Source organism: Acidobacteriota bacterium, from assembly GCA_030949985.1.
Taxonomy (GTDB): domain Bacteria; phylum Acidobacteriota; class Polarisedimenticolia; order J045; family J045; genus JALTMS01.
Window position 1 is genome coordinate 91,198 of sequence record JAUZRX010000017.1, and the last position, 18,720, is coordinate 109,917.

Consider the following 18,720-nt stretch of genomic DNA (forward strand, 5'->3'; position numbering starts at 1 on the left):
AGAATACACCCGCTCCACGAGGCTTCATCCCAAGTCCGGGGGGGCAGGGTCCGGCAAGCGTCCTCGTGCTTTTCGCGTTCGCGGCGGGAGGCCGGGCGGCCGCGAGTCTCGCCCGGGCTTCCCGCGAGCGCTCCGGCGTCTCGGGCCCCACGGCGGCGGCGCCGGATTACACTGATCCGCCCGATGGAAGGAGGCCGGCGATGCGCGTGTTGGTGACGGGAGCAGGTGGTTTCATCGGGCGGGCGCTGGTTGCCCGCCTGGTGGAGGAGGGCCGTCAGGTCGTCGCTCTCAGCCGCCGGCCCCGGGCGGTGACGGAGGCGCTGCCGGAACTGTCCGGGGCCTGGGCCTGGCAGCCCCAGGCCGGCCCGCCTCCCGCCGAGGCCCTCGAGGGAGTCGGGGCGGTGGTCCACCTGGCCGGAGAGCCGGTGGCGGGGATCTGGACGCGGGCCAAGCGTCGGGCCATCGAGGACAGCCGCGTGTCGGGTACGCGCCACCTGGTCGAGGGGCTGGTGGCCGGCGGCACCGGGGGGGTGCTGGTCTCCGCCAGCGCGATCGGCTTCTACGGCGAACGCGGGGACGCCATCCTGGACGAAGGAGAGGGCCCCACCGACGACTTTCTCTCCCGGGTCTGCCGGCAGTGGGAACAGGAAGCCCGGCAGGCGGAAGCGGCCGGCTGGCGGGTGGTGCGGCTGCGTATCGGCATCGTGCTCGAACGGGGCGGCGGGGCGTTGGGGGCGATGGAACGGCCTTTCCGCCTCGGCATGGGGGGGCGCCTGGGCAGGGGGCGCCAGTGGTGGTCATGGATCCACCGGGAGGATCTGGTGGAGATGATCCTCTGGGCCCTGGGCGGGCAGGTGGGCGGTGCGGTCAACGCCACCGCTCCCGGCCCGGTGCGCCAGGGGGAGTTCGCCCGGGAACTCGGACGCGCTCTGCACCGGCCGGCCTGGCTGCCCGCGCCGGCCTTCGCCCTGCGGATCCTGACCGGGGGCTTTGCCTGGGAGCTGCTGTCGAGCAAGAGAGTGCTGCCCCGCCGGGCCCTGGAGGCGGGTTTCCGCTTTCGCCACCCCGAACTGCCCGCGGCCCTGGGGGCGATCTACGGGGAGGCGCGGTGATCCTCTCGGCCAGCCGCCGTACCGACCTGCCGGCCTTCTACGGACCGTGGCTGCGGGCCCGCCTGCGGGAAGGCTGGTGCGAGTCGGTCAACCCCTTCAATCGGCGCCAGCGCCGGCGGGTGTCCTTGCGGGCCGCGGACGTGGATGCCTGGGTCTTCTGGACCCGCCAGCCGTGGCGCCTGGAAGCGTTGCTCGACGCCCTCGAAGCAGCGGGGCACCGGCGTAGCGTGGCCATGGTTTCACTGACCGGACTCGGGCCCCCTCTCGAGCCCCAGGCGCCACCGGAAGAGCGGGTGATCGAGGGGATGATCGCCCTGGCCCGCCGCTGGGGCGATCCCCGGCGGGTGGTCTGGCGCTACGACCCCATCGTCCTGGGACCGCGGGACGGACCCGGCGTCCATGCCGCCCGCTTCGAGCGCTTCGCCAGCGCGCTGGAGGGGAGCGTGGAGCGGGTCGTGGTCTCGATTCTCGATCGTTACCGCAAGACCCGCCGTCGCCTGGCGGGGGTGGAGCCGGGCGGGGGCTATCCCCTGTGCGCCGAGGAAGAGGAGCCGGCGCTGGCGCGGGAGGTGTTGGCCCGGCTGGTGGAACGGGCCGGACGCCACGGCCTCGAGATCCAGAGCTGCGCCGAGCCCCTGGCCTGGGACGTCCCGGGGCTGGCCCGGGGGCGCTGCATCGACGGGCCGTGGCTGGCGGGGCTCTTCCCGGAGCATGCCTTCTCCTTCCGCTCCCACAAGGGCCAGCGTGCGGCCTGCGGCTGTCACCACTCCATCGACATCGGCTTTCCCGATAGCTGCCTCCATGGCTGCGTCTATTGCTACGCCACGGTCTCGACCCGGGCGGCCCGGGCGACCCGGGCGGCGCACGATCCTTCCTCGAGCGCCATGGTCCCTCCGGGTTCCGAGACCCGTTCCGCCGGCCGGAAGGCTCGGGGCGCCGTCCCGGGTGGAGCGACCGGCGGCACCCCTTCGTGAGTGCGGCGCCGCTGGCGGGGGCGCCCGCTTCTTCGTCGCGCGCGGAAGAGGCTTTTCAGCGGGCTGCTAGGGGCCGAGCCATGCGCTCAGCGCGTCCGCCCAGCCGGCGGGGCCGGGGGCGGAGGCGGTGATGGCGTGGGGGTGGGAGGCGAGGGCCCGGGCGAGGTCGGGGTCGGGCTCGCCGTTCGGGGGCGGGATGAGAACCGCCGTGTCGGCGGCGAGGAGCATGGGAAGGTCGTTGTAGCCGTCGCCGAGGGCGATGGTGCGCAGGGCCGTGCCGAAAAAACGCTCGCAGGCGGTGTGGAGCAGGCGGAAAGCCTGACCCTTGTCCTGGTGACCGAGGAGGTGGAGCAGGGAGCCGCGCGTGAGGCGGTAGCCGAGGGCCCGGACCGCCTGCTCGAGGGCCGAGTCGTCGGGTTGGGTGGGGCTGTCCACCACGAAGCATTCGTCGAACTCGCGGCGGCGGGCCAGGCGGGCGGCCGGGACACTCAGGCCGGTCCGTGCGGCGACCTCTTCGGCGCTCATGTCGGCAAAGCCCCGCAGGGCGAAGCCCTGTGCGCGAAGCCGGTCCATCGCCTCGAGGATATCCCGGTAGCGGGGGCCCCGGCGCACGAGCAGCAGGTCGTCGCGCTCTTCGATGAAGGCGGGCCGGGCTTCGAGACTCTCGAGGACCCTCCGCCACGGCTCCGTGGCGGGAAAGAAGACGCCGCCGCCGTTTTCTGCCGCAAAGGGGGCGCCGAGGCCCATCTCGGCCAGTACCGCGCGCATCTCCGCGCAGGTCTTGCTCGAGCAGGCCACCAGGGGAATGCCGCGCTGGGCCAGGTCGTCGAGCACCCGGCGAGCCGGCTCGAAGGAGTAGTCCCGGCTGTCGAGCAGGCTGCCGTCCAGGTCGGTGACCACCAGCGCTTTCATGGCGCACGGCCCACCAGGAGGATCTGGAGGTCCATCACGTTGGTACCGGTGGGACCGGTGACCAGCAGCCCGCCGGCGCGGCGGAAGAATTCGTAGGAGTCGTTGCGCTCGAGGAAGACCCTGGGATCGAGGCCCCGGCTCAGCGCTCGCGGCACGGTCCGGCCATCGACCATCGCGCCGGCGGCGTCGGTGGGGCCGTCGCTGCCGTCGGTGCCCGCCGAAAGCAGGGTGACCGCCTCGGCGCCGGCGATTTCGATGGCGAAGGCCAGGGCCAATTCCATGTTGCGCCCGCCGCGTCCGGGACCCCGTACGTGGACGGTGGTCTCGCCGCCGCTCACCCGGCAGCAGGGCCCGTCGCCCAGGGTCCGGGCGAGTCGGGCCATCTCGACGCCTACCCGGCGGGCTTCGCCCTGGACGTCGCTGGGGCCGGCCTGCGCGGGCCATCCCGCCTGTCGCGCGGCGTCCACCGCGGCTTCCACCGCCAGCCGGTTGCCGGCCACCAGGATGTTCTCCACCCTGTCGAAGAGAGGGTCGTCGGGCCCGGGCGTCTCCGGCAGGTCGCCGGCCGCGCCCTTTTCCAGGTGGGCGATCACGGCGGGGGCGACCTGGTGGCTGATGCGATGCCGGCGGAGCACGGCCAGGGCCTGGGCGTAGGACGAGCTGTCGGGAGTCGTGGGGCCCGAGGCGATCACGTCGAGGCGATCGCCGATCACGTCCGAGACGATCAGCGCCAGCACGCCCGCCGGGGCCGCGAGGCGTGCGGCCCGGCCTCCCTTGATCGCCGACAGGTGCTTGCGCACCGCGTTGATCTCGCCGATCTCGGCGCCGCAGCGCAGTAGGGACTCGGTGGCCTGGCGCTTGTCTTCGAGGCTCAGCCCGGCGGCGGGTTGCACCAGCAGCGCCGAGCCACCGCCGGAGATCAGGAACAGCACCAGGGTCCGACCGGAGGCGCCTTCGAGCAGTCGTCGCATCGCCGCCGTGCCCGCGACTCCCTTCGCATCGGGTACCGGGTGACCGCCTTCCATCACTTGGAGGGGGGGCAAGGCTTCGGTTCCCGCGTGGCCGTAGCGGGTCAGCACCACCCCGGCCTCCAGGCGTTCACCCAGCAGGCGGCGCGCCGCCCGGGCCATCGGCCAGGCCGCCTTGCCCACGGCTGCGACGCGTACGCGCTCGATGCCCTCGCGGGCCAGGCGCTGTTCGACCGAGGCGAAGTGGCGCGTGACGGCCTGGGCCGGATCCACCGCCGCCAGGGCGGCGTCCAGCAACTCGCGCGCGAAGGATCGTCGGGGCTCTTCGACGGGGAGGCTCACCGGTTGTCGTCCTGCACGGCCTGGACCAGGTTTTCGCAGATGCCGTCGATGGCCGAGGCGACCCGGTCCCAACTGGCGATCAACGGCACCCCCAGGGGGTCGTCGCTGATCGTGGCGGCGGCTTCCCGGACGGCGTGGGTGAAGGTCTCCACCGCCCGGGCTTCCGCGTGGCGGTCGAAGATCAGCGAGTTGATCGCGGCGTCGTCCTGGTAGCGCTCGAGCATGTTCTCGGCGGTTTTCACGTACGCCGCCACGAGGGTGTTGAAAAACGCGCCGGAGAAGATCACTCCTTCGGAAGCCAGGGTCCTGAAAAGGCTCTTGCAGATGTCGACGCCCATCTTGTGCAGGCCGCGGCCGGCGTCCTCGGGCGAGAGCGCCTGGTGCTTGTGTTCGTAGCCGTCGGCGATATCGGCCTGGCAGATGTTGCGCAGGGAGACGTTGCGGTAGACCTCCGCCAGCACGCCCACTTCGAGGCCCCAGTCGCCGGGGATGCGGTTTTGACGGGCCAGGCGGGTGGTCATGGCGAACTCGCCGGCCAGGGGGTAGCGGAAGGAGTCGAAGAACGTCAGCAGGGGATGGTGGCCGATCATTTTGACCAGCGAGCGCAGCAGGGGGGTGACCAGCAGCCGCGTGGCGCGGCCGTGGAGCCTGTCGGTGACCCGCGAGTAGTAGCCCTTGCAGAACTCGTAACCCAGCTCCGGGTGCGTCACTCCGTAGCACAGCCGGGGCAGCAGGCGGCGCTCGTAGGTGACGATGTCGCAGTCGTGCAGCGCGATGGAATGGAACTCCCCCCGGCCGATCACGTAGCCGAAGGCCATCCAGGCCGAGCGACCCTTGCCCGGCAGGCCGAGAGGGAGTTGGGCCTTTTCGATCTGCCGTGCGATCTCCGTCAGCCGCGGCCCGTCGTTCCACAACACGGTGGCCTCCAGGCCGATGTCGGACAGACGGCGTCGTACGGCGGCGAAGTCGTCGGGGCCGGCGGGTCCGAGGGTGAAGACGATCTCTCCGAGGAAAGGCGCCTCGACCAGGCGAGCGAGGATCCCCTCCATCGGCGGGGCGTGGAAATCGTCGACGGTGGTCGGAAGCACCAGGGCGATGGGCCGGCGCCGGGCATGGCCAAGCAGCTCGCTCTCCAGTCGCGCGCAGTTGTCGTGGCCCAGGTTGTGCAGGGTGGTGATCAGCCCGCGCTGGTAAAAGTCGGACATGCGGCCTCCCCGGCTTCGATCAAGCCGGGTCGATCATAGCCCACCGGACCAGGAAAGGAATCGTCACCGTCAGCAGCACGGTCAGCGCGAACCCCGGCAAGAACAGCAGGGGCACCCGCCACCGGGGGCGCGCGCGCCGGATCCGGGCGACCCGGTCGGGGACCGGATCGGGCTCGCCCCGTGGTACGTGGCCGGCCGTTTTCCACACCGGCAGCCGGCTCAGGCCCAGGGGCACGCCGAAGCCCGGGGGGTTCCATCAGATCCAGAACACGCCCGGGCAGCAGGTCGAGCATCGTCAGGGGCAGTCGGCCCAGGCCGTTGAGCACCAGCGACCAGCGGCCTGGCTGCGGGCGGCCGGTTCCCGCTGCGCCTGGCTTCCCAGGCCGGAATGCCAGGGAAGCTGACGGCGGAACTCCGGGTCGCCATGGTCGACAAGCCCATCGCCCATCCCGGTAGCCGGCGTCCTCCCGCGTGGCAGTCGGCCGTCCCGGCTTGCCGCCGGTCCACCACGGCGCCCAGGACCGGCATGGCAAACATGCAGGCGGCGATGACGGCCTCGTCCCGGAGGGTTCATCGCGGCGTTCGGGCACAGCCGGGCGCGGGCCTCGGCAGGGGTCAGTCGCAGGGTTGCAGGGTGGTGTAGTGGGGCAGGATGCGCTTGCGTCCCGCCCGCTCGAAGCGGATGTCCAGGGTCAGGCGTTGGCCCCGGCCGCTGACCTCGAGAATGCGGCCGCGGCCAAAGCCCGGGTGATGGACCTGCATGCCCCGGCGGAAGACCGTCCCGTCTCCCGTCGCGTCGGGATCCGGCTCGAATCGCAGTTCGCCGCCCCGGGGGCGGGCCGTGCCGGCGGCGGGAGTGCGCCGCAGATCCCGGCGGGGAACGCCCGCCAGCGCGCCGCCGGGTCGCGCGCGGGGAAGGTCGTCCCTCCGGGCGCTGCCCCGTTCTTCGAGCAGATCCGGGGGAATCTCGCCGAGAAAGATCGAGGGACGCGAGAGCACGGGCTCGCCGTACTGGCGCCGGAAGTGGGCCGAGGTCAGCAGCAGGCGTTTGCGCGCACGGGTCATCGCCACGTACATCAGCCGCCGCTCTTCCTCGAGGCCGCCGTTTTCGTGACGCGCCCGGGCGTGGGGGAAGAGGTCCTCGTTGAGGGCGGCGATGAACACCACGTCGAACTCGAGCCCCTTGGCGGCGTGGATCGTCATCAGGCAGGGGCCGTGCCGGCCCTGCACGTCATCGGTGTCCGAACGCAGGGAGACGCGATCGAGAAATCCCGCCAGGCCCTCCGGGGCGCCGGCCTCGTCGTGCTCTTCGGCGGCCGAGACCAGGGCGTCGATGTTCTCCGCCCGCTGCACGTGGTCGGTGGGATAGGCCCGCTCGAGGTATGCCATCAGGCCCACCGCATCGATCACCGCGGTGACCCAGGCGGCGGTGGACAGGCCTCGGCCCAACTCCCGCAGGTCGTCCAGGGTGGCGAGGAAACGCTGCAGCGCCCCCCTGGCCCGGGGGGTGAGGGCGGAGGCCTCCTCCACCACGCGGCGGGCGGCCTCGTGGCGCGAGCAGCCCCATTCCGCGGCCCGTCGGCCGACCTCCTCGAGGGTCTTGGCCCCCAGGCCCCGGGGCGGCGTGGCGGCGGCCCGCAGGAAGTCCTGGTCCGAGTCGGGATGCGCCAGCAGCCGCAACCAGGCCAGCAGGTCCTTGATCTCCTTGCGGTCGTAGAAGCGCAGCGAGCCGAAGATCCTGTAGTGGATGCCCCGGGCCGTCAGGCGATCTTCGAAGAGTCGCGAGGTAGCGTTGGTGCGGTAGAGCACCGCCATCTCTTCAAGGGGGATCTCCTCCTCCCGGGACAGGGCGAGCATGCTCTCGACGACGAAGTCCGCCTCTTCCCGGTCGTCGCGGGCCGTGTAGTGGATGATCCTCCGGCCGCCGGGATTCTCCGTCCAGAGGGTCTTGTCGTGGCGCTCCGCGTTGTTGGCGATCACCTTGCCGGCGGCGGCGAGGATCGTGCCCGTCGAGCGGTAGTTCTGTTCGAGCTTGACGATGCGGGCGTCGGCGAAGTCGCGGGTGAAGTCGAGGATGTTGCGGATGTCGGCGCCCCGGAAGGAGTAGATGGACTGGTCCTCGTCACCCACGCAGCAGACGTTGCCGTGGACCGCGGAGAGGTGGCGGATCAGGGCGTATTGCAGGGGGTTGGTGTCCTGGTATTCGTCGACCAGCAGCCAGCGGGTGCGGCGGGCGTAGCGTTCGGCGATTTCCGGATGGCGGCGGAAGAGCAGCACCGTGCGTACCAGCAGGTCGTCGAAATCCATCGCGGAAGAGACCTTGAGCTGGTCTTCGTACTCCTGGTAGCAGGCGGCGAGGATCTTCTCGTTGGGAAAACGGGCCCGCTGGGCCGCCGTCCCCGGATCGACCAGCTCGTTTTTCGTCCGCGAGATCCAGGTCAGCACCTGCCGCGGGGGATAGGCCTTGTCGTCGACGGCCAGTTTCTTGATCGCCGCCCTGGTCACCGAGAGCTGGTCGGTGGTGTCGTAGATCACGAAGCCCGGCGGGTAACCCGCGGCCAGGGCGTTGGCCCGCAGGATGCGCAGGCCCAGGGCGTGGAAGGTGCCGATGAAGGCGCCGGTCAGGGCCTGGCCCAGGCGGCGCTCGACGCGCTCGCGCATCTCCGCCGCGGCCTTGTTGGTGAAGGTCACCGCCACGATGTCCCGCGGCTGGGCCCCCCGGGTGGCGACCAGCCAGGCGATGCGGTGGGTGATGACGCGGGTCTTGCCCGAGCCGGCGCCCGCGAGGATCAGCAGGGGGCCGTCGGTATGCAGCACGGCCTCGCGTTGGGCGTCGTTGAGGCGGCCGAGGATTTCTTCCTGGTCGAACATGCACCTTCCCGGGGAAACGACGCCGTGGCAGCGCGCGCCCGGCATTGTGGCCATCCCGCGGGACGGGGGCAACCGCCGAAGACAGGAGTTCGGACACTCTGTCCGGAAGAACTGTCCTCCCCCGGCCGGGACGCCAAGCTGACTTCCTTTGTTTTCAACGCATTGAATGCTGGTACGCCCCTTGCGAAGGGTGGCGGCGTCGCAGCCGGGACGAGGCCGCGACGCCCGCCGGCCGAAGGCCAGGAGAAAGCAGGGATCCATGGGAACGCGCCAACAAGGTCGACCGCAGCGCAGGCGAGGGGCCCGGCTCCTGCTCGTCGCTCTGGTGTCGACCCTGGCCATGCCGGCCGCGGGCGCCGCTCTGCCCCGCCCCGATCGGGCCGTGGCGCTTGCGGAGCCCGGGACCCGCGCTTTCTCGAGGCCTTCGGCACGCCTTTCCTACCCTCGCCTGGCGGAAGTCGCCCGGGCTCTGCCCCGTGAGCCGTGGCATCGGCGGGGAGACGATCGGAACGCCCTCGAGTCATGGGATCGGCTGCGGGCGACCCTCGGCGGCAGGCGTGACGCTCCCCGGGATCGGCTCGCTCCCAGCACGCTCGCCGCCCGGCCCCGGCGGGTCAGTCGTCGAGACGCCGCCCCCCGTGGCGAGGGTATGGACCGCCGGGTCCTGCGGCGCTGGCAGCGCCTGAGGGGCGTGGCTCGCTGACCGGTCAATCTTCGAGGCGGGTGCGCAGCCACGCTCCCGCGGCGGCGGACAGCAGGCAGAGCCCCAAGAGCAGCGGCGCGGCGAGGGGGAGCCAGCGGAGCAGGTAGCGGCCGACGCCGGCATCGGCCCAGCGGGCCCAGCGCAACACCAGGAGCACGCAGGTGGCGGTGCTGGCCAGCGCCGCGGACGGAACCACCAGGCGCCGGGGCCCTCCTCCCACCATCGCTCCCGCGACGGCGCCTCCCACCGCCGCCAGGGCCAGCAGCCAGCCCGTCCGCAGGGGATCGTGCAGCGCGCCCTGAAGGGCCATCGCGATGGCCGAGGCGATCACGGTCATCGCGCCCACCAGGGGCGCGGTCAGCAGGCGATGCAGCCCCGGAGGCGGCCCCGGTCGGGACGATGGCGGCAGGCGGATCATGGCGCGAGTCTACAGCCCTTCGGCCGCGCATCCCGTCGGCACCGGCTGCACCGGGGGAGGGGCCTTCGCGCCCCTCACTCCACGGTGACGGATTTGGCCAGGTTGCGGGGCTGGTCCACGTCGCAGCCGCGGAGCAGGGCGATGTGGTAGGCCAGCAACTGTAGCGGCAGAACCAGCAGGATCGGTTCGAGGAAGTCGGAACTCTCGGGCACTTCGAGGACGTGGTCGGCCTTGCCGCCCATGTCGCCCGCGCCCTCGGTGGTGACGGCGATCAGGGTGCCGCCCCGGGCCTTCACCTCTTCCATGTTGGCCAGCATCTTTTCGAACACCCTGTCTTTCGGGGCCAGGGCCACCACGGGCAGGTCTTCGTCGATCAGGGCGATGGGGCCGTGCTTCATCTCGCCGGCGGGGTAGCCCTCGGCGTGGATGTAGGAGATTTCCTTGAGCTTGAGCGCCCCTTCGAGGGCGATGGGGTAGTTGACGCCCCGTCCCAGGTAGAGGAAGTCCTGGGCGTCCTTGTAGCTCCGCGCGATCTCCTGGATCTTCTCGTCGTTCTCGAGGCAGCGCTCGACCAGGGATGGCAGTTGCACCAGGCGCGTGAGGTGCCCGCGTACCTGGTCGTGGCTCAGGGTGCCCCGGGCCAGGCCCATGCGCAGGCTCATCAGCAGCAGGGCGACGAGCTGGGCGGTGAAGGCCTTGGTGGAGGCCACGCCGATCTCCGGGCCGCAGTGGGTCAGGATCGTCCCTTCGGCCTCCCGCGTGGCCGTCGAGCCCAGGACGTTGCAGATCGCGATCGAACGCGCTCCCTGGGAGCTGGCCTCCCGCAGGGCGGCGAGGGTATCGGCGGTTTCTCCCGACTGGGTGACGATGGTGATCAGGGTGCCGCGGCCGACCAGCGGCTCGCGGTAGCGGAACTCGGAGGCATAGTCCACCTCCGTGGGGACGCCGGTGAGCTTCTCCAGCATGAACTTGGCCACCAGGCAAGCATGCCAGGAGGTGCCGCAGGCGATCAGGTAGATCCGCTCGATGCCCTGGAGGTCCGCGTCGGTCAGGGGGAACTCTTCGGGTGCGAAGAACACGTCGCCCTGTTCGAGGGAAATGCGGCCGGCCATGGTTTCGTTGATCGACCGGGCCTGCTCGTGAATCTCCTTGAGCATGAAGTGGCGGTAGCCGCCTTTTTCGGCCAGGATCGGGTCCCAGGCGATGCGCTGGAACGTGCACTCCACCTCTCCGCCCTCGGCGTCGGTCAGGGTGATGCCGTCAGCGGTGAGGGTGGCGATCTGCCCGTCGACCAGGAAGAGCACGTCGCGGGTGTGTTCGAGCAGGGCGGTGACGTCCGAGGCGAGGAAATTCTCGCCCTCGCCCCGGCCCACCACCAGGGGCGGGCCCATGCGGGTGCCGACCACCACGCCCGGCTCGTCCACGCTCATCGCGCAGATGGCGTAGATGCCCTCCAGTCGGCGGGCCGTGGCCCGGAGCGCCTCGGTGATGTTCTTGCCGGCGCGCATCTCCCGGGCGATCAGGTGGGCGACGACTTCGCTGTCGGTCTCCGAGCGGAAAGACTCGCCCTGGGCCCCGAGTTCCTGCTTGAGTTCCAGGTAGTTTTCGATGATCCCGTTGTGCACCACCACGACGCGGTCGTCGGCGTCCCGGTGGGGATGGGCGTTTTCCTCCGTGGGTCTGCCGTGAGTCGCCCAACGGGTGTGGCCGATGCCGTGGCCGCTTTCCGGTACCGGTGCCGCTTGGATCGCTTCCTCGAGGTCCCGCAACTTGCCCGCCGCGCGTCGCAGTTCGAGCTTTTCACCGCAGGCCAGGGCGATGCCGGCCGAGTCGTAGCCCCGGTATTCCAGCCGCCTGAGGCCTCCGACCAGGATTTCCGCCGCGTTGCGGGAGCCCACGTATCCAACGATTCCGCACATCTGTGCTCTCCTCTCCCGCGATCAGCGGCGGGACTTGCCGCCGCCCCCCTGTTGCTTTGCGGCCATCTTTCTCTTCTTGCGGGCGACCCAGCCCTCGATGTTCTTCTGCTCGGCCCGACTGATCGCCAGCGCGCCCGCCGGCACGTCCCGGGTGATCGTCGCCCCGGCTCCCACGTAGGCGCCCTTGCCCACCCGCACCGGCGCGACGAGTTGGGTGTCCGAGCCGATGAACACGCCGTCGCCCAGTTCGGTGCGGTGCTTGTGGGTTCCGTCGTAGTTGCACGTGATGGTGCCGGCGCCGATGTTGACCTGCCGCCCCACCTCGGCGTCGCCGATGTAACTCAGGTGCGAGGCTTTCGAACCGCGGCCGAAACGGGCCTTCTTGGTTTCGACGAAATTGCCCACCTTGCACGCCGGGCCGAGCCGGGTGCCGGGTCGCAGGTGGGCGTAGGGACCGACCTGGGTGCCGGCGCCGATGCTGCTGTCGGTGGCCACCGTGCCCTCCAGCAGGATCGCGCGGTCGGCCACGTCCACGTCGGTCAGTCGACAGCCGCTGCGCACGACACAGTTCTTGCCGATGCGCGTGGCGCCCTCCAGGCAGACGCCGGGATGGATGACCGTGTCCCGTCCGATGCGCACCGTGTCGTGCACCCAGGTGGTGGCCGGGTCGAGAATCGTCACTCCCCGGGCCATCAGCTCGTCGAGGACCTGGGCCGAGCGCACCCGGTGGGCTTCGGCCAGGTGCCGCCGGCTGTTGACTCCCAGGGCCTCGGCCGGGTGCTGGTGGAGGCAGGCCTCGACGCGCAGGCCTTCGGCCAGCAGTTCCCGTACCGCATCGGTGAGGTAGTACTCGCCCTGGGCGTTGTCGGGGCGGATGCGCCGCAGGGCCCGGCGCAGGGCCGGCCAGGTGGCGCAGTAGGTCCCCGTGTTGATTTCGTGGATCGCCCGCTGCTGCGGGTCGGCATCCCGGTGCTCGACGATGGCCTCGATGGTGCCGTCTTCACCGCGCACGATGCGGCCGTAGCCGGCGGGGTCGTCGAGGGCCGCGGTGAGCACGGTCAGGGCCGAGCGCCGCCGCCGGTGCCGGCGCACCAGGTCCTTCAGCGCGCGACCGGGGAGGGAGGGGACGTCCCCGCAGAGAATCAGCACCTCGCCACGGACGCCCCGCAGGTGTCCCGCCGCGGCGGAGACGGCGTCGGCGGTTCCCCGACGCTGCCGCTGGGTGGCGAATCGCAGGTCCGGTCCGTCGACGCGCGCGCGGAGGACACGTTCGACTTCCCCGCCTCCGTGGCCCACCACCACGACCACCCGTGTGGCTCCCGCCCGGCGGGCGGCGAGCACCACGTGCTCGACCATCGGCCGGCCCGCCACCGGGTGCAGCACCTTGGGCAGGGCGGATTTCATGCGCTTGCCCTCGCCCGCGGCGAGGATCACGGCGACGAGGGATGGGGAGCTTTCAGACGCCCTGGTTCGGCTCGGTTTCCGGGCCATCCTGGTATGCCTCCTCAGGCCCGGTGCCGGCGCTCTGCGGAGGTTCGACGAGTTCGACGAATCCGGCCAGTTCCCGCAGCCGCTCGAAGTCCGGGTCGCCCAGGGCGAAATTCCGATTCTCCGGGTCGGCCGCCAGGGCCAGCCTCAGGCTTTCCATGGCCTCGTCGTTCCGCTCCGCTGCCGCCAGGGTCGCAGCCCGGGCGTAGTAAACCTTCGCCTCTTCCGCGCCGGATGCCAAGGCCTTTTCGTAGGCCTCGATGGCTTCGTCGGTGCGACCCTCGTTGGACAGGACCACGGCCTGGGTCAGCCACTCGGCCCCCGTGGAGGGGTTGGCCGCGGGCGGAGAGGTCTTCAGGCGGCAGGCTGCGAGGTGGGAGCGGGCGCGATCAACCAGCTCGAGAACCGTGTCGTCGTCGCTGAACTGCTCGAGAAAAGATTCGAACGCCTTGATGGCCGCGGCGAAATCCCGCTTGACGGAGAAGAGCTGCATGGCACTGGAATAAGCCTTTTCCGCGGCGGCGAAAGTGCTTGGGACCGTGGTGGTGCTGGAGGAGGTGGAACCGGCCTTCCGCTTCGGCATGCGACAATCTCCCTTCGCCGCACCACCGCGTCTCGCGGCGGCGAGCGGAGCGTTGCGGATGCTATGTCTGCCGGCCGAGGGTGTCAAACAGGCCGGGTTCGGGAGGCCGGGGCATGGAAGGCTGGGTGGTCGTCGCCCTGGGATCGAACCTGGGGGACCGGGAGCAGTGGCTGGGCCGGGCCCGACGGGAATTGCGGCGCGGAGGGTGGCCCTGGACCCTGGCTTCGGGGATTTACGAGAGTCCCGCCGAGGGCGGTCCTCCCGGGCAGGGGCCCTACCTCAACCAGGTCCTCGCCGGGCCCTCGGGGCGTTGCCCCCTGGCCCCCCGCGAGCTGCTCGATCTGGGTCTCGCCATCGAGCGCCGTTGTGGACGCCGGCGCCGGCGGCGCTGGGAAGCCCGTGTGCTGGACATCGACCTGCTGGTCTACGGCCCGCTGGAAGTCGACGAGCCGGGTCTGGTGCTGCCCCATCCGCGAATGACCGCACGACGCTTCGTCCTCGCGCCACTGGCGGAAATCCTGCCCCACCTGGAACTTCCGCCGACCTCGGCGACGGTGGCCGAGCGCCTGGCCGCCCTGGCCCCTTGCTCCGCGCCGGACAGTCCCCGTAGGATCGACATCCCGGCCGGGGGGAGTCCGGAACCCGCCCCGGCCGGGCCGGGAGACCCGAGCGAGGAGCGGACGGGGTGACGCCACGGTACATCGCTATCGAGGGGCCCATCGGTGTGGGCAAGACGGTGCTCGCCGAGCGCCTGGCCGAACGCTTCGATGCCCGCCTGGTGCGGGAGCCCACCGACAACCCCTTTCTCGAGCAGTTCTATGGAGATCGGCGGGGCTCGGCTTTCCCGACCCAGATCTGGTTCCTGATCTCCCGGCATCAGCAGCTCCGGCACCTGGCCCAGGGCAACCTCTTCCAGCAGACCGTGGTCTCGGACTATCTCTTCGAAAAGGACCGCATCTTCGCCTACATCAATCTGGACGACTCGGAACTGGCGACCTACGAGAAGCTCTATGAGCACCTCGTCACCGAGATTCCCCGACCCGACCTGGTGGTCTACCTCCAGGCCCGGGTCGACACGTTGATCACCCGCATTCAACGCCGGGGCCGCCAGGCCGAGCGGCGGATCTCCGACACCTATCTCGAGCAGGTGGTGCAGGCCCACGACCACTTCTTCTTCCACTTCGACCAGGCGCCGCTGCTGGTGGTGGACACCAACGAGATCAACCCCCTCGAGCACGAAGCCCAGCTCGACGATCTGGCCTCCAGGATCCAGGCCATGGAGCGGGGAGGGGTGGAGTACTACCGCCCCTGATCTCCACGCCCGTTGGTCGGGGGCCGGTCCGCGGCGCTGGCTTACGGCCCGGGCGGCTGCTAAACTCTGCCGAAAATCAACTGGGTGTGAGGGTTAGCCCGGTCCGCCGCGGAACTGTCCGGGCGGTTGGAAGATCCCGGGCGCGGGGCCGGATCTCCCCTTGGGGGACCGGCACCACGGCAGCCCGCTCTTCCGACGAGCCGGATCCTGCCCGGCACCCGACCAGCCCCATCCTGCGACCGGCCCTGCCGGCGGGGAGGTGGGAGGACAGATGGTCTACGGTCCCCAGGACGGCGCCTCGCCGCGAGCCGCCGCTCCGCGCAAGATCACCGTTCCCGGCATCATGGCCAGCAAGGGCGTGCGCCCCCTGGTGATGCTCACCGCCTACGATGCGCCCTCGGCCCGCATCGCCGACGAGGCGGGGGTCGACCTGCTGCTGGTCGGCGATTCCCTGGCCATGGTGGTGCTGGGCTACGAGGACACCCTGCGGGTCGATCTGGAGGACATGGTCCGGCACACCGCCGCGGTGGCCCGCACCCGTCCCCAGGCCCTGGTGGTGGCCGACATGCCCTACCTCAGCTACCACACCGGTCCCGCCGATGCGGTTCGTGCCGCCGGGCGCCTGGTGCGGGAGGGCCACGCCGAGGCGGTCAAGCTCGAAGGCGGCCGTCGCCGCCGGGAGGTGATCGAGGCGCTGGTCGGCGCCGAGATCCCGGTGATGGGGCACTTGGGGCTGACGCCCCAGTCGCTCAACGCCATGGGTGGTTACCGGGTTCAAGGTCGGGCTCTCGAACAGGTCGATGCTCTGCTCGAAGACGCCCGGATTCTCGAGGAGGCCGGGGTCTTCGCCCTGGTCCTCGAAGGGGTTCCGGCGGAGGTGGCGCGCCGGGTCACCGCGCAGGTGGGCGTGCCCACCATCGGTATCGGTGCCGGCGCCGACTGCGATGGACAGGTGCTGGTCTTCCACGACCTGCTGGGCCTGGGAGACGGTCCCTTGCCCAAGTTCGTCAAGGCCTACGCCGATCTCCGCCGTCAGGCCGTCTCGGCGGTGTCGGCCTTCGCCGACCAGGTGCGTTCGGGGGCCTTTCCCACGCCGCGCCACGCCTACCGCCTGCCCCGGGAAACCGCCGAGGCGCTGGCGGCCCGCGACAAGGGCCGCCAGGATTCCCGTCGCCTCGGCTGAGGGAGAAGCCAACGGATGGAACTGGTTCGCCGTGTGCACCTGATGCGCGAGATTTCCCGGGAGATTCGCAGCCGGGGGCGGAAGATCTCCCTGGTGCCCACCATGGGGGCGCTCCACGAGGGGCACCTGGCCCTGATTCGCAAGGCGCGTCAGCTGGGCGACGTGGTGGTGGTCTCGATTTTCGTCAACCCCAAGCAGTTCGGTCCGGCGGAGGATTACGACACCTATCCTCGCGACCTGGTCCGGGACGCCGATCTCTGCATCGAGGAAGGCGTCGACTTCCTCTTCTGCCCGGAGGGCAGGGACATGTACCCCTCGGGCTTCCGGACGGCGGTGGAGGTGGAGGGGCTTTCCGCGGTCTTCGAGGGCGCGAGCCGGCCGGGATTCTTCCGCGGGGTCTGCACCGTCGTGCTCAAGCTCTTCCAGATCGTCGCTCCGCACTTCTCCGTCTTCGGCCAGAAAGACGCTCAGCAGGCGCTGATCGTCCGGAGGATGGTGGCCGATCTCAACCTGGACATGGAGCTGGTGGTCGAGCCCACCGTGCGCGAGGCCGACGGCCTGGCCCGGTCCTCCCGAAACGCCTACCTGGACCCCGAACAGCGCCGGGCGGCCGGCGTGCTCTACCGGGCTCTCGAGGCGGCCAAGGCCATGATCGAGGCGGAAGAGAGTGTTGCCGGTGAGCGGGTCGAGGCCGAAATGCGGCGGATCCTCGAAGCCGAGCCGCTGGCCCGGGTGGACTATGTGGCAGCGGTGGAGCCCTCCAGCCTCGACCGACTGGAGACGGTGGAAGACGAGGTGCTGCTGCTGGTGGCGGCCTGGATCGGCCAGACCCGCCTGATCGACAACCTGCTGCTGCCCGAGATTCCGGGCGTCGGTGGAGGCGACCTGCGATGAAGATTCCCTTTCTCCACTCGAAGGTGCACCGGGTGCTGGTCACCGCTGCGGATCCCGACTACGAGGGGAGCCTGACTCTCGATCGGGCCCTGATGGACGCGGCCGGCATGGCGCCCTACCAGCGTATCGAGGTCTACAACGTCAGCCGCGGGACCCGCCTGTCCACCTACCTGATCGAAGGGCCCGCGGGTCGGGGGGATTGCTGCCTCAACGGTGCCGCCGCTCACCTGGTGGAACTGGGAGACCGGGTGATCATCGCCGCCTATTGCGACCTGGAGCCGGACGAGGTGGCGGGTCACCGGCCGCGGCTGGTGCTCGTGGGGGCCGACAACCGGGACTTCACCGTGCGTACCGGCGAGACCGCCTTCACCCCCGTCGGTCGGGGCTGATCGCCTGTCGGGTACGTCGGAGCCGGCGAGAGGTGCTGCCCCCCGCCGGCTCTTGGTGTCTCCCCCCTTGCGGGTCGATGGCGCGATCCGGCGTAACCTCCCGGTTGTTCGATTCCAGCAGGGTCGACGCCTGCCGGCCGTGCGGACCGCAGAGGATCTCGCGCGCAAGCGAAGGCGGAAGACCCGAGTCCTGCGCCCTACCTGCAAGGGATCTCGAGAATCTACACCGAAATCCCCCTTCGGGGGGGAGTGCGTCTCCACCTTCGTCTCCTCTTTGCCTCGGGGCGGGTCGTCGAGGACGGTGGGGCGCGAAAGTTGCGGGCTAAAGGGCTCCGGTGTTGGTGCCGACAAGAGAGGGCAGACGCCACCGCCCCGCAGGAGCCAGAACCGCGTGAGCCAAGACACTCTCCAGCAGGTCCCCGCTACGCTCGAGGAACTTCTCTCCTCGACGACGGAACTTCCGGTCTTGCCCCAGGTGGCCGTGAGGATCTTCGAGGAGATGCGCTCTCCACAGATCACCGCGGCGCGGATGGCGGAGTTCATCAAGAAGGACCCGGTGCTGGCCACCGCGGTGCTCCGGGTGGCCAACTCCGCCCTCTACGGGGCCCGTGGGCGGATCAACGACCTGGCCTTCGCCATCGCCCGGGTGGGGCTCTCCCAGATCCGGAACCTGCTGCTGGCGCTGGTGCTGCGCTCACAGATGGCCGATCCCGATGTCTACGGCGAGGATGGAGCGCCGTTGATGGAACACGGCCTGGCGACGGCCTTCGGTGCCGGCATGGTGGCCGATGGCGCGGGGATCGAGTCGGGCGAAGCGTTCATGTGCGGCCTGCTGCACGATTTCGGCAGGCTGGCCCTGATCAAGGCCTTGCGGGAGCGGGAAGCGGTCTCGGCGCCGCACCTGCCAGCCGAGCTGGCCCGGGTGGTCGACGACCTGCACAGCGAGGCGGGCGAACTCCTCTGCCGCAACTGGGAGCTGCCCGAGCCGGTGGCCGTGGTGGCGCGTTACCACCACGACCCCGGCGCCGCGCCCGAGAAAGACCAGCCGATCGTCGCCACGGTGTCCTTCGCCGACGCCCTGTCCCATCGCCTGGGGTTGGGAATCGGCCGCGACGAGGACCTGGACCTGCTGGCGCATCCGGCGACGGAGATGCTGGGTCTGGGAGCGGAGAAAGTGGAAGAACTCGAGGAGTACCTTCCGGGGCTGTTCAGCACGGCCCGGTCGGCGCTTTTCAGTTGAGCAGGAGTTGGTAGGAGGCGGCGCGGCCCAGAGACTTGATCCCCCCGCAACGCGAACCCGCGCCGTCTGGCACCCTCGGCATCGTGCCGAGGGTGTCTTTTTGTCGGAGGCCCGTTGTCGGGAGGCCGGCGGGTGAGGGAGCGCCGGTGTCGCGAAAAAGAAGGCCCGGCCGAAGCCGGGCCTTCTCTTGATCGATAGTCTGGTGTT

General features: G+C 70.6%; 18 protein-coding genes. 9 read left to right on the forward strand and 9 right to left on the reverse strand.

Annotated elements, in window-relative coordinates; all coding sequences use genetic code 11:
* Positions 1 to 200: 200 nt before the first annotated feature.
* Positions 201 to 1,112, forward strand: coding sequence for a TIGR01777 family oxidoreductase (locus Q9Q40_04010; protein MDQ7006373.1), 912 nt, complete (start codon positions 201 to 203; stop codon positions 1,110 to 1,112).
* A complete protein-coding gene (locus Q9Q40_04015) occupies positions 1,109 to 2,086 on the forward strand; it encodes a DUF1848 domain-containing protein (GenBank protein MDQ7006374.1) in 978 nt (325 codons plus the stop codon). The genes Q9Q40_04010 and Q9Q40_04015 overlap by 4 nt, the downstream gene beginning before the upstream one ends.
* Positions 2,087 to 2,152: 66 nt before the next feature.
* Here the strand turns inward: Q9Q40_04015 and Q9Q40_04020 are convergent, their stop codons facing one another.
* The 5 genes from Q9Q40_04020 to Q9Q40_04040 form a co-directional block, all read right to left on the reverse strand.
* The gene (locus Q9Q40_04020) at positions 2,153 to 2,998 is read right to left on the reverse strand and encodes an HAD-IIB family hydrolase (GenBank protein ID MDQ7006375.1); all 846 of its coding nucleotides are present in this window, start codon (positions 2,996 to 2,998) and stop codon (positions 2,153 to 2,155) included.
* On the reverse strand, positions 2,995 to 4,308 hold the full coding sequence (locus tag Q9Q40_04025) for a glycerate kinase (protein ID MDQ7006376.1): 1,314 nt from the start codon (positions 4,306 to 4,308) through the stop codon (positions 2,995 to 2,997). The genes Q9Q40_04020 and Q9Q40_04025 overlap by 4 nt, the downstream gene beginning before the upstream one ends.
* Positions 4,305 to 5,513 carry a glycosyl transferase gene (locus Q9Q40_04030; protein ID MDQ7006377.1) on the reverse strand — a complete coding sequence of 403 codons (1,209 nt, stop codon included), beginning with the start codon at positions 5,511 to 5,513 and terminating at the stop codon, positions 4,305 to 4,307. Before Q9Q40_04030 ends, Q9Q40_04025 begins: the two co-directional genes overlap by 4 nt.
* Positions 5,514 to 5,532: 19 nt before the next feature.
* A complete protein-coding gene (locus Q9Q40_04035) occupies positions 5,533 to 5,748 on the reverse strand; it encodes a hypothetical protein (protein MDQ7006378.1) in 216 nt (71 codons plus the stop codon).
* Between the two features lie 380 nt (positions 5,749 to 6,128).
* Positions 6,129 to 8,384 (reverse strand): UvrD-helicase domain-containing protein, encoded by a 2,256-nt coding sequence (locus tag Q9Q40_04040; protein ID MDQ7006379.1) that lies wholly within the window; start codon positions 8,382 to 8,384, stop codon positions 6,129 to 6,131.
* A gap of 259 nt (positions 8,385 to 8,643) precedes the next feature.
* On the opposite strand from Q9Q40_04040, the gene Q9Q40_04045 reads away from it, so the two are divergent.
* On the forward strand, positions 8,644 to 9,087 hold the full coding sequence (locus Q9Q40_04045) for a hypothetical protein (GenBank protein ID MDQ7006380.1): 444 nt from the start codon (positions 8,644 to 8,646) through the stop codon (positions 9,085 to 9,087).
* Between the two features lie 4 nt (positions 9,088 to 9,091).
* Here Q9Q40_04045 and Q9Q40_04050 read toward each other — a convergent pair whose 3' ends face one another.
* The 4 genes from Q9Q40_04050 to Q9Q40_04065 all read right to left on the reverse strand — a co-directional run bounded on the left by Q9Q40_04050 (position 9,092) and on the right by Q9Q40_04065 (position 13,495).
* Complete coding sequence (locus Q9Q40_04050; GenBank protein MDQ7006381.1) at positions 9,092 to 9,505, reverse strand: hypothetical protein; 414 nt, start codon at positions 9,503 to 9,505, stop codon at positions 9,092 to 9,094.
* A gap of 74 nt (positions 9,506 to 9,579) precedes the next feature.
* On the reverse strand, positions 9,580 to 11,424 hold the full coding sequence (glmS, locus tag Q9Q40_04055) for a glutamine--fructose-6-phosphate transaminase (isomerizing) (protein ID MDQ7006382.1): 1,845 nt from the start codon (positions 11,422 to 11,424) through the stop codon (positions 9,580 to 9,582).
* A gap of 21 nt (positions 11,425 to 11,445) precedes the next feature.
* Positions 11,446 to 12,915 carry a bifunctional UDP-N-acetylglucosamine diphosphorylase/glucosamine-1-phosphate N-acetyltransferase GlmU gene (glmU, locus tag Q9Q40_04060; protein ID MDQ7006383.1) on the reverse strand — a complete coding sequence of 490 codons (1,470 nt, stop codon included), beginning with the start codon at positions 12,913 to 12,915 and terminating at the stop codon, positions 11,446 to 11,448.
* Positions 12,881 to 13,495: a hypothetical protein gene (locus tag Q9Q40_04065; GenBank protein MDQ7006384.1), complete on the reverse strand. Its 615-nt coding sequence runs from the start codon at positions 13,493 to 13,495 to the stop codon at positions 12,881 to 12,883. Before Q9Q40_04065 ends, glmU begins: the two co-directional genes overlap by 35 nt.
* 113 nt (positions 13,496 to 13,608) lie before the next feature.
* Here Q9Q40_04065 and folK point away from each other — a divergent pair, with 113 nt between their 5' ends.
* From folK to Q9Q40_04095, 6 genes are all read left to right on the forward strand, one after another.
* Positions 13,609 to 14,184, forward strand: a complete 576-nt coding sequence (gene folK, locus Q9Q40_04070) for a 2-amino-4-hydroxy-6-hydroxymethyldihydropteridine diphosphokinase (GenBank protein ID MDQ7006385.1) — start codon at positions 13,609 to 13,611, stop codon at positions 14,182 to 14,184.
* Positions 14,181 to 14,807, forward strand: coding sequence for a deoxynucleoside kinase (locus Q9Q40_04075; GenBank protein MDQ7006386.1), 627 nt, complete (start codon positions 14,181 to 14,183; stop codon positions 14,805 to 14,807). The genes folK and Q9Q40_04075 overlap by 4 nt, the downstream gene beginning before the upstream one ends.
* Positions 14,808 to 15,078: 271 nt before the next feature.
* Positions 15,079 to 15,990, forward strand: a complete 912-nt coding sequence (gene panB / locus Q9Q40_04080; protein MDQ7006387.1) for a 3-methyl-2-oxobutanoate hydroxymethyltransferase — start codon at positions 15,079 to 15,081, stop codon at positions 15,988 to 15,990.
* A 15-nt stretch (positions 15,991 to 16,005) separates the two neighbouring features.
* Positions 16,006 to 16,884: a pantoate--beta-alanine ligase gene (gene panC, locus Q9Q40_04085; protein MDQ7006388.1), complete on the forward strand. Its 879-nt coding sequence runs from the start codon at positions 16,006 to 16,008 to the stop codon at positions 16,882 to 16,884.
* Positions 16,881 to 17,273: an aspartate 1-decarboxylase gene (locus Q9Q40_04090; GenBank protein MDQ7006389.1), complete on the forward strand. Its 393-nt coding sequence runs from the start codon at positions 16,881 to 16,883 to the stop codon at positions 17,271 to 17,273. The genes panC and Q9Q40_04090 overlap by 4 nt, the downstream gene beginning before the upstream one ends.
* 391 nt (positions 17,274 to 17,664) lie before the next feature.
* The gene (locus tag Q9Q40_04095; protein MDQ7006390.1) at positions 17,665 to 18,513 is read left to right on the forward strand and encodes an HDOD domain-containing protein; all 849 of its coding nucleotides are present in this window, start codon (positions 17,665 to 17,667) and stop codon (positions 18,511 to 18,513) included.
* The last annotated feature ends 207 nt before the right edge of the window (positions 18,514 to 18,720 follow it).

What these genes read in the sequence shown, in the direction of transcription:
- panC (MDQ7006388.1), top strand. Translation starts at nt 16,006, where the DNA reads ATGGAACTGGTTCGCCGTGTGCACCTGATGCGCGAGATTTCCCGGGAG.
- panB (MDQ7006387.1), top strand. Translation starts at nt 15,079, where the DNA reads ATGGTCTACGGTCCCCAGGACGGCGCCTCGCCGCGAGCCGCCGCTCCG.
- Q9Q40_04020 (MDQ7006375.1), bottom strand. Translation starts at nt 2,998, where the DNA reads ATGAAAGCGCTGGTGGTCACCGACCTGGACGGCAGCCTGCTCGACAGC.
- glmU (MDQ7006383.1), bottom strand. Translation starts at nt 12,915, where the DNA reads ATGGCCCGGAAACCGAGCCGAACCAGGGCGTCTGAAAGCTCCCCATCC.
- Q9Q40_04045 (MDQ7006380.1), top strand. Translation starts at nt 8,644, where the DNA reads ATGGGAACGCGCCAACAAGGTCGACCGCAGCGCAGGCGAGGGGCCCGG.
- Q9Q40_04010 (MDQ7006373.1), top strand. Translation starts at nt 201, where the DNA reads ATGCGCGTGTTGGTGACGGGAGCAGGTGGTTTCATCGGGCGGGCGCTG.
- folK (MDQ7006385.1), top strand. Translation starts at nt 13,609, where the DNA reads ATGGAAGGCTGGGTGGTCGTCGCCCTGGGATCGAACCTGGGGGACCGG.
- Q9Q40_04090 (MDQ7006389.1), top strand. Translation starts at nt 16,881, where the DNA reads ATGAAGATTCCCTTTCTCCACTCGAAGGTGCACCGGGTGCTGGTCACC.
- glmS (MDQ7006382.1), bottom strand. Translation starts at nt 11,424, where the DNA reads ATGTGCGGAATCGTTGGATACGTGGGCTCCCGCAACGCGGCGGAAATC.
- Q9Q40_04030 (MDQ7006377.1), bottom strand. Translation starts at nt 5,513, where the DNA reads ATGTCCGACTTTTACCAGCGCGGGCTGATCACCACCCTGCACAACCTG.
- Q9Q40_04065 (MDQ7006384.1), bottom strand. Translation starts at nt 13,495, where the DNA reads ATGCCGAAGCGGAAGGCCGGTTCCACCTCCTCCAGCACCACCACGGTC.
- Q9Q40_04050 (MDQ7006381.1), bottom strand. Translation starts at nt 9,505, where the DNA reads ATGATCCGCCTGCCGCCATCGTCCCGACCGGGGCCGCCTCCGGGGCTG.
- Q9Q40_04040 (MDQ7006379.1), bottom strand. Translation starts at nt 8,384, where the DNA reads ATGTTCGACCAGGAAGAAATCCTCGGCCGCCTCAACGACGCCCAACGC.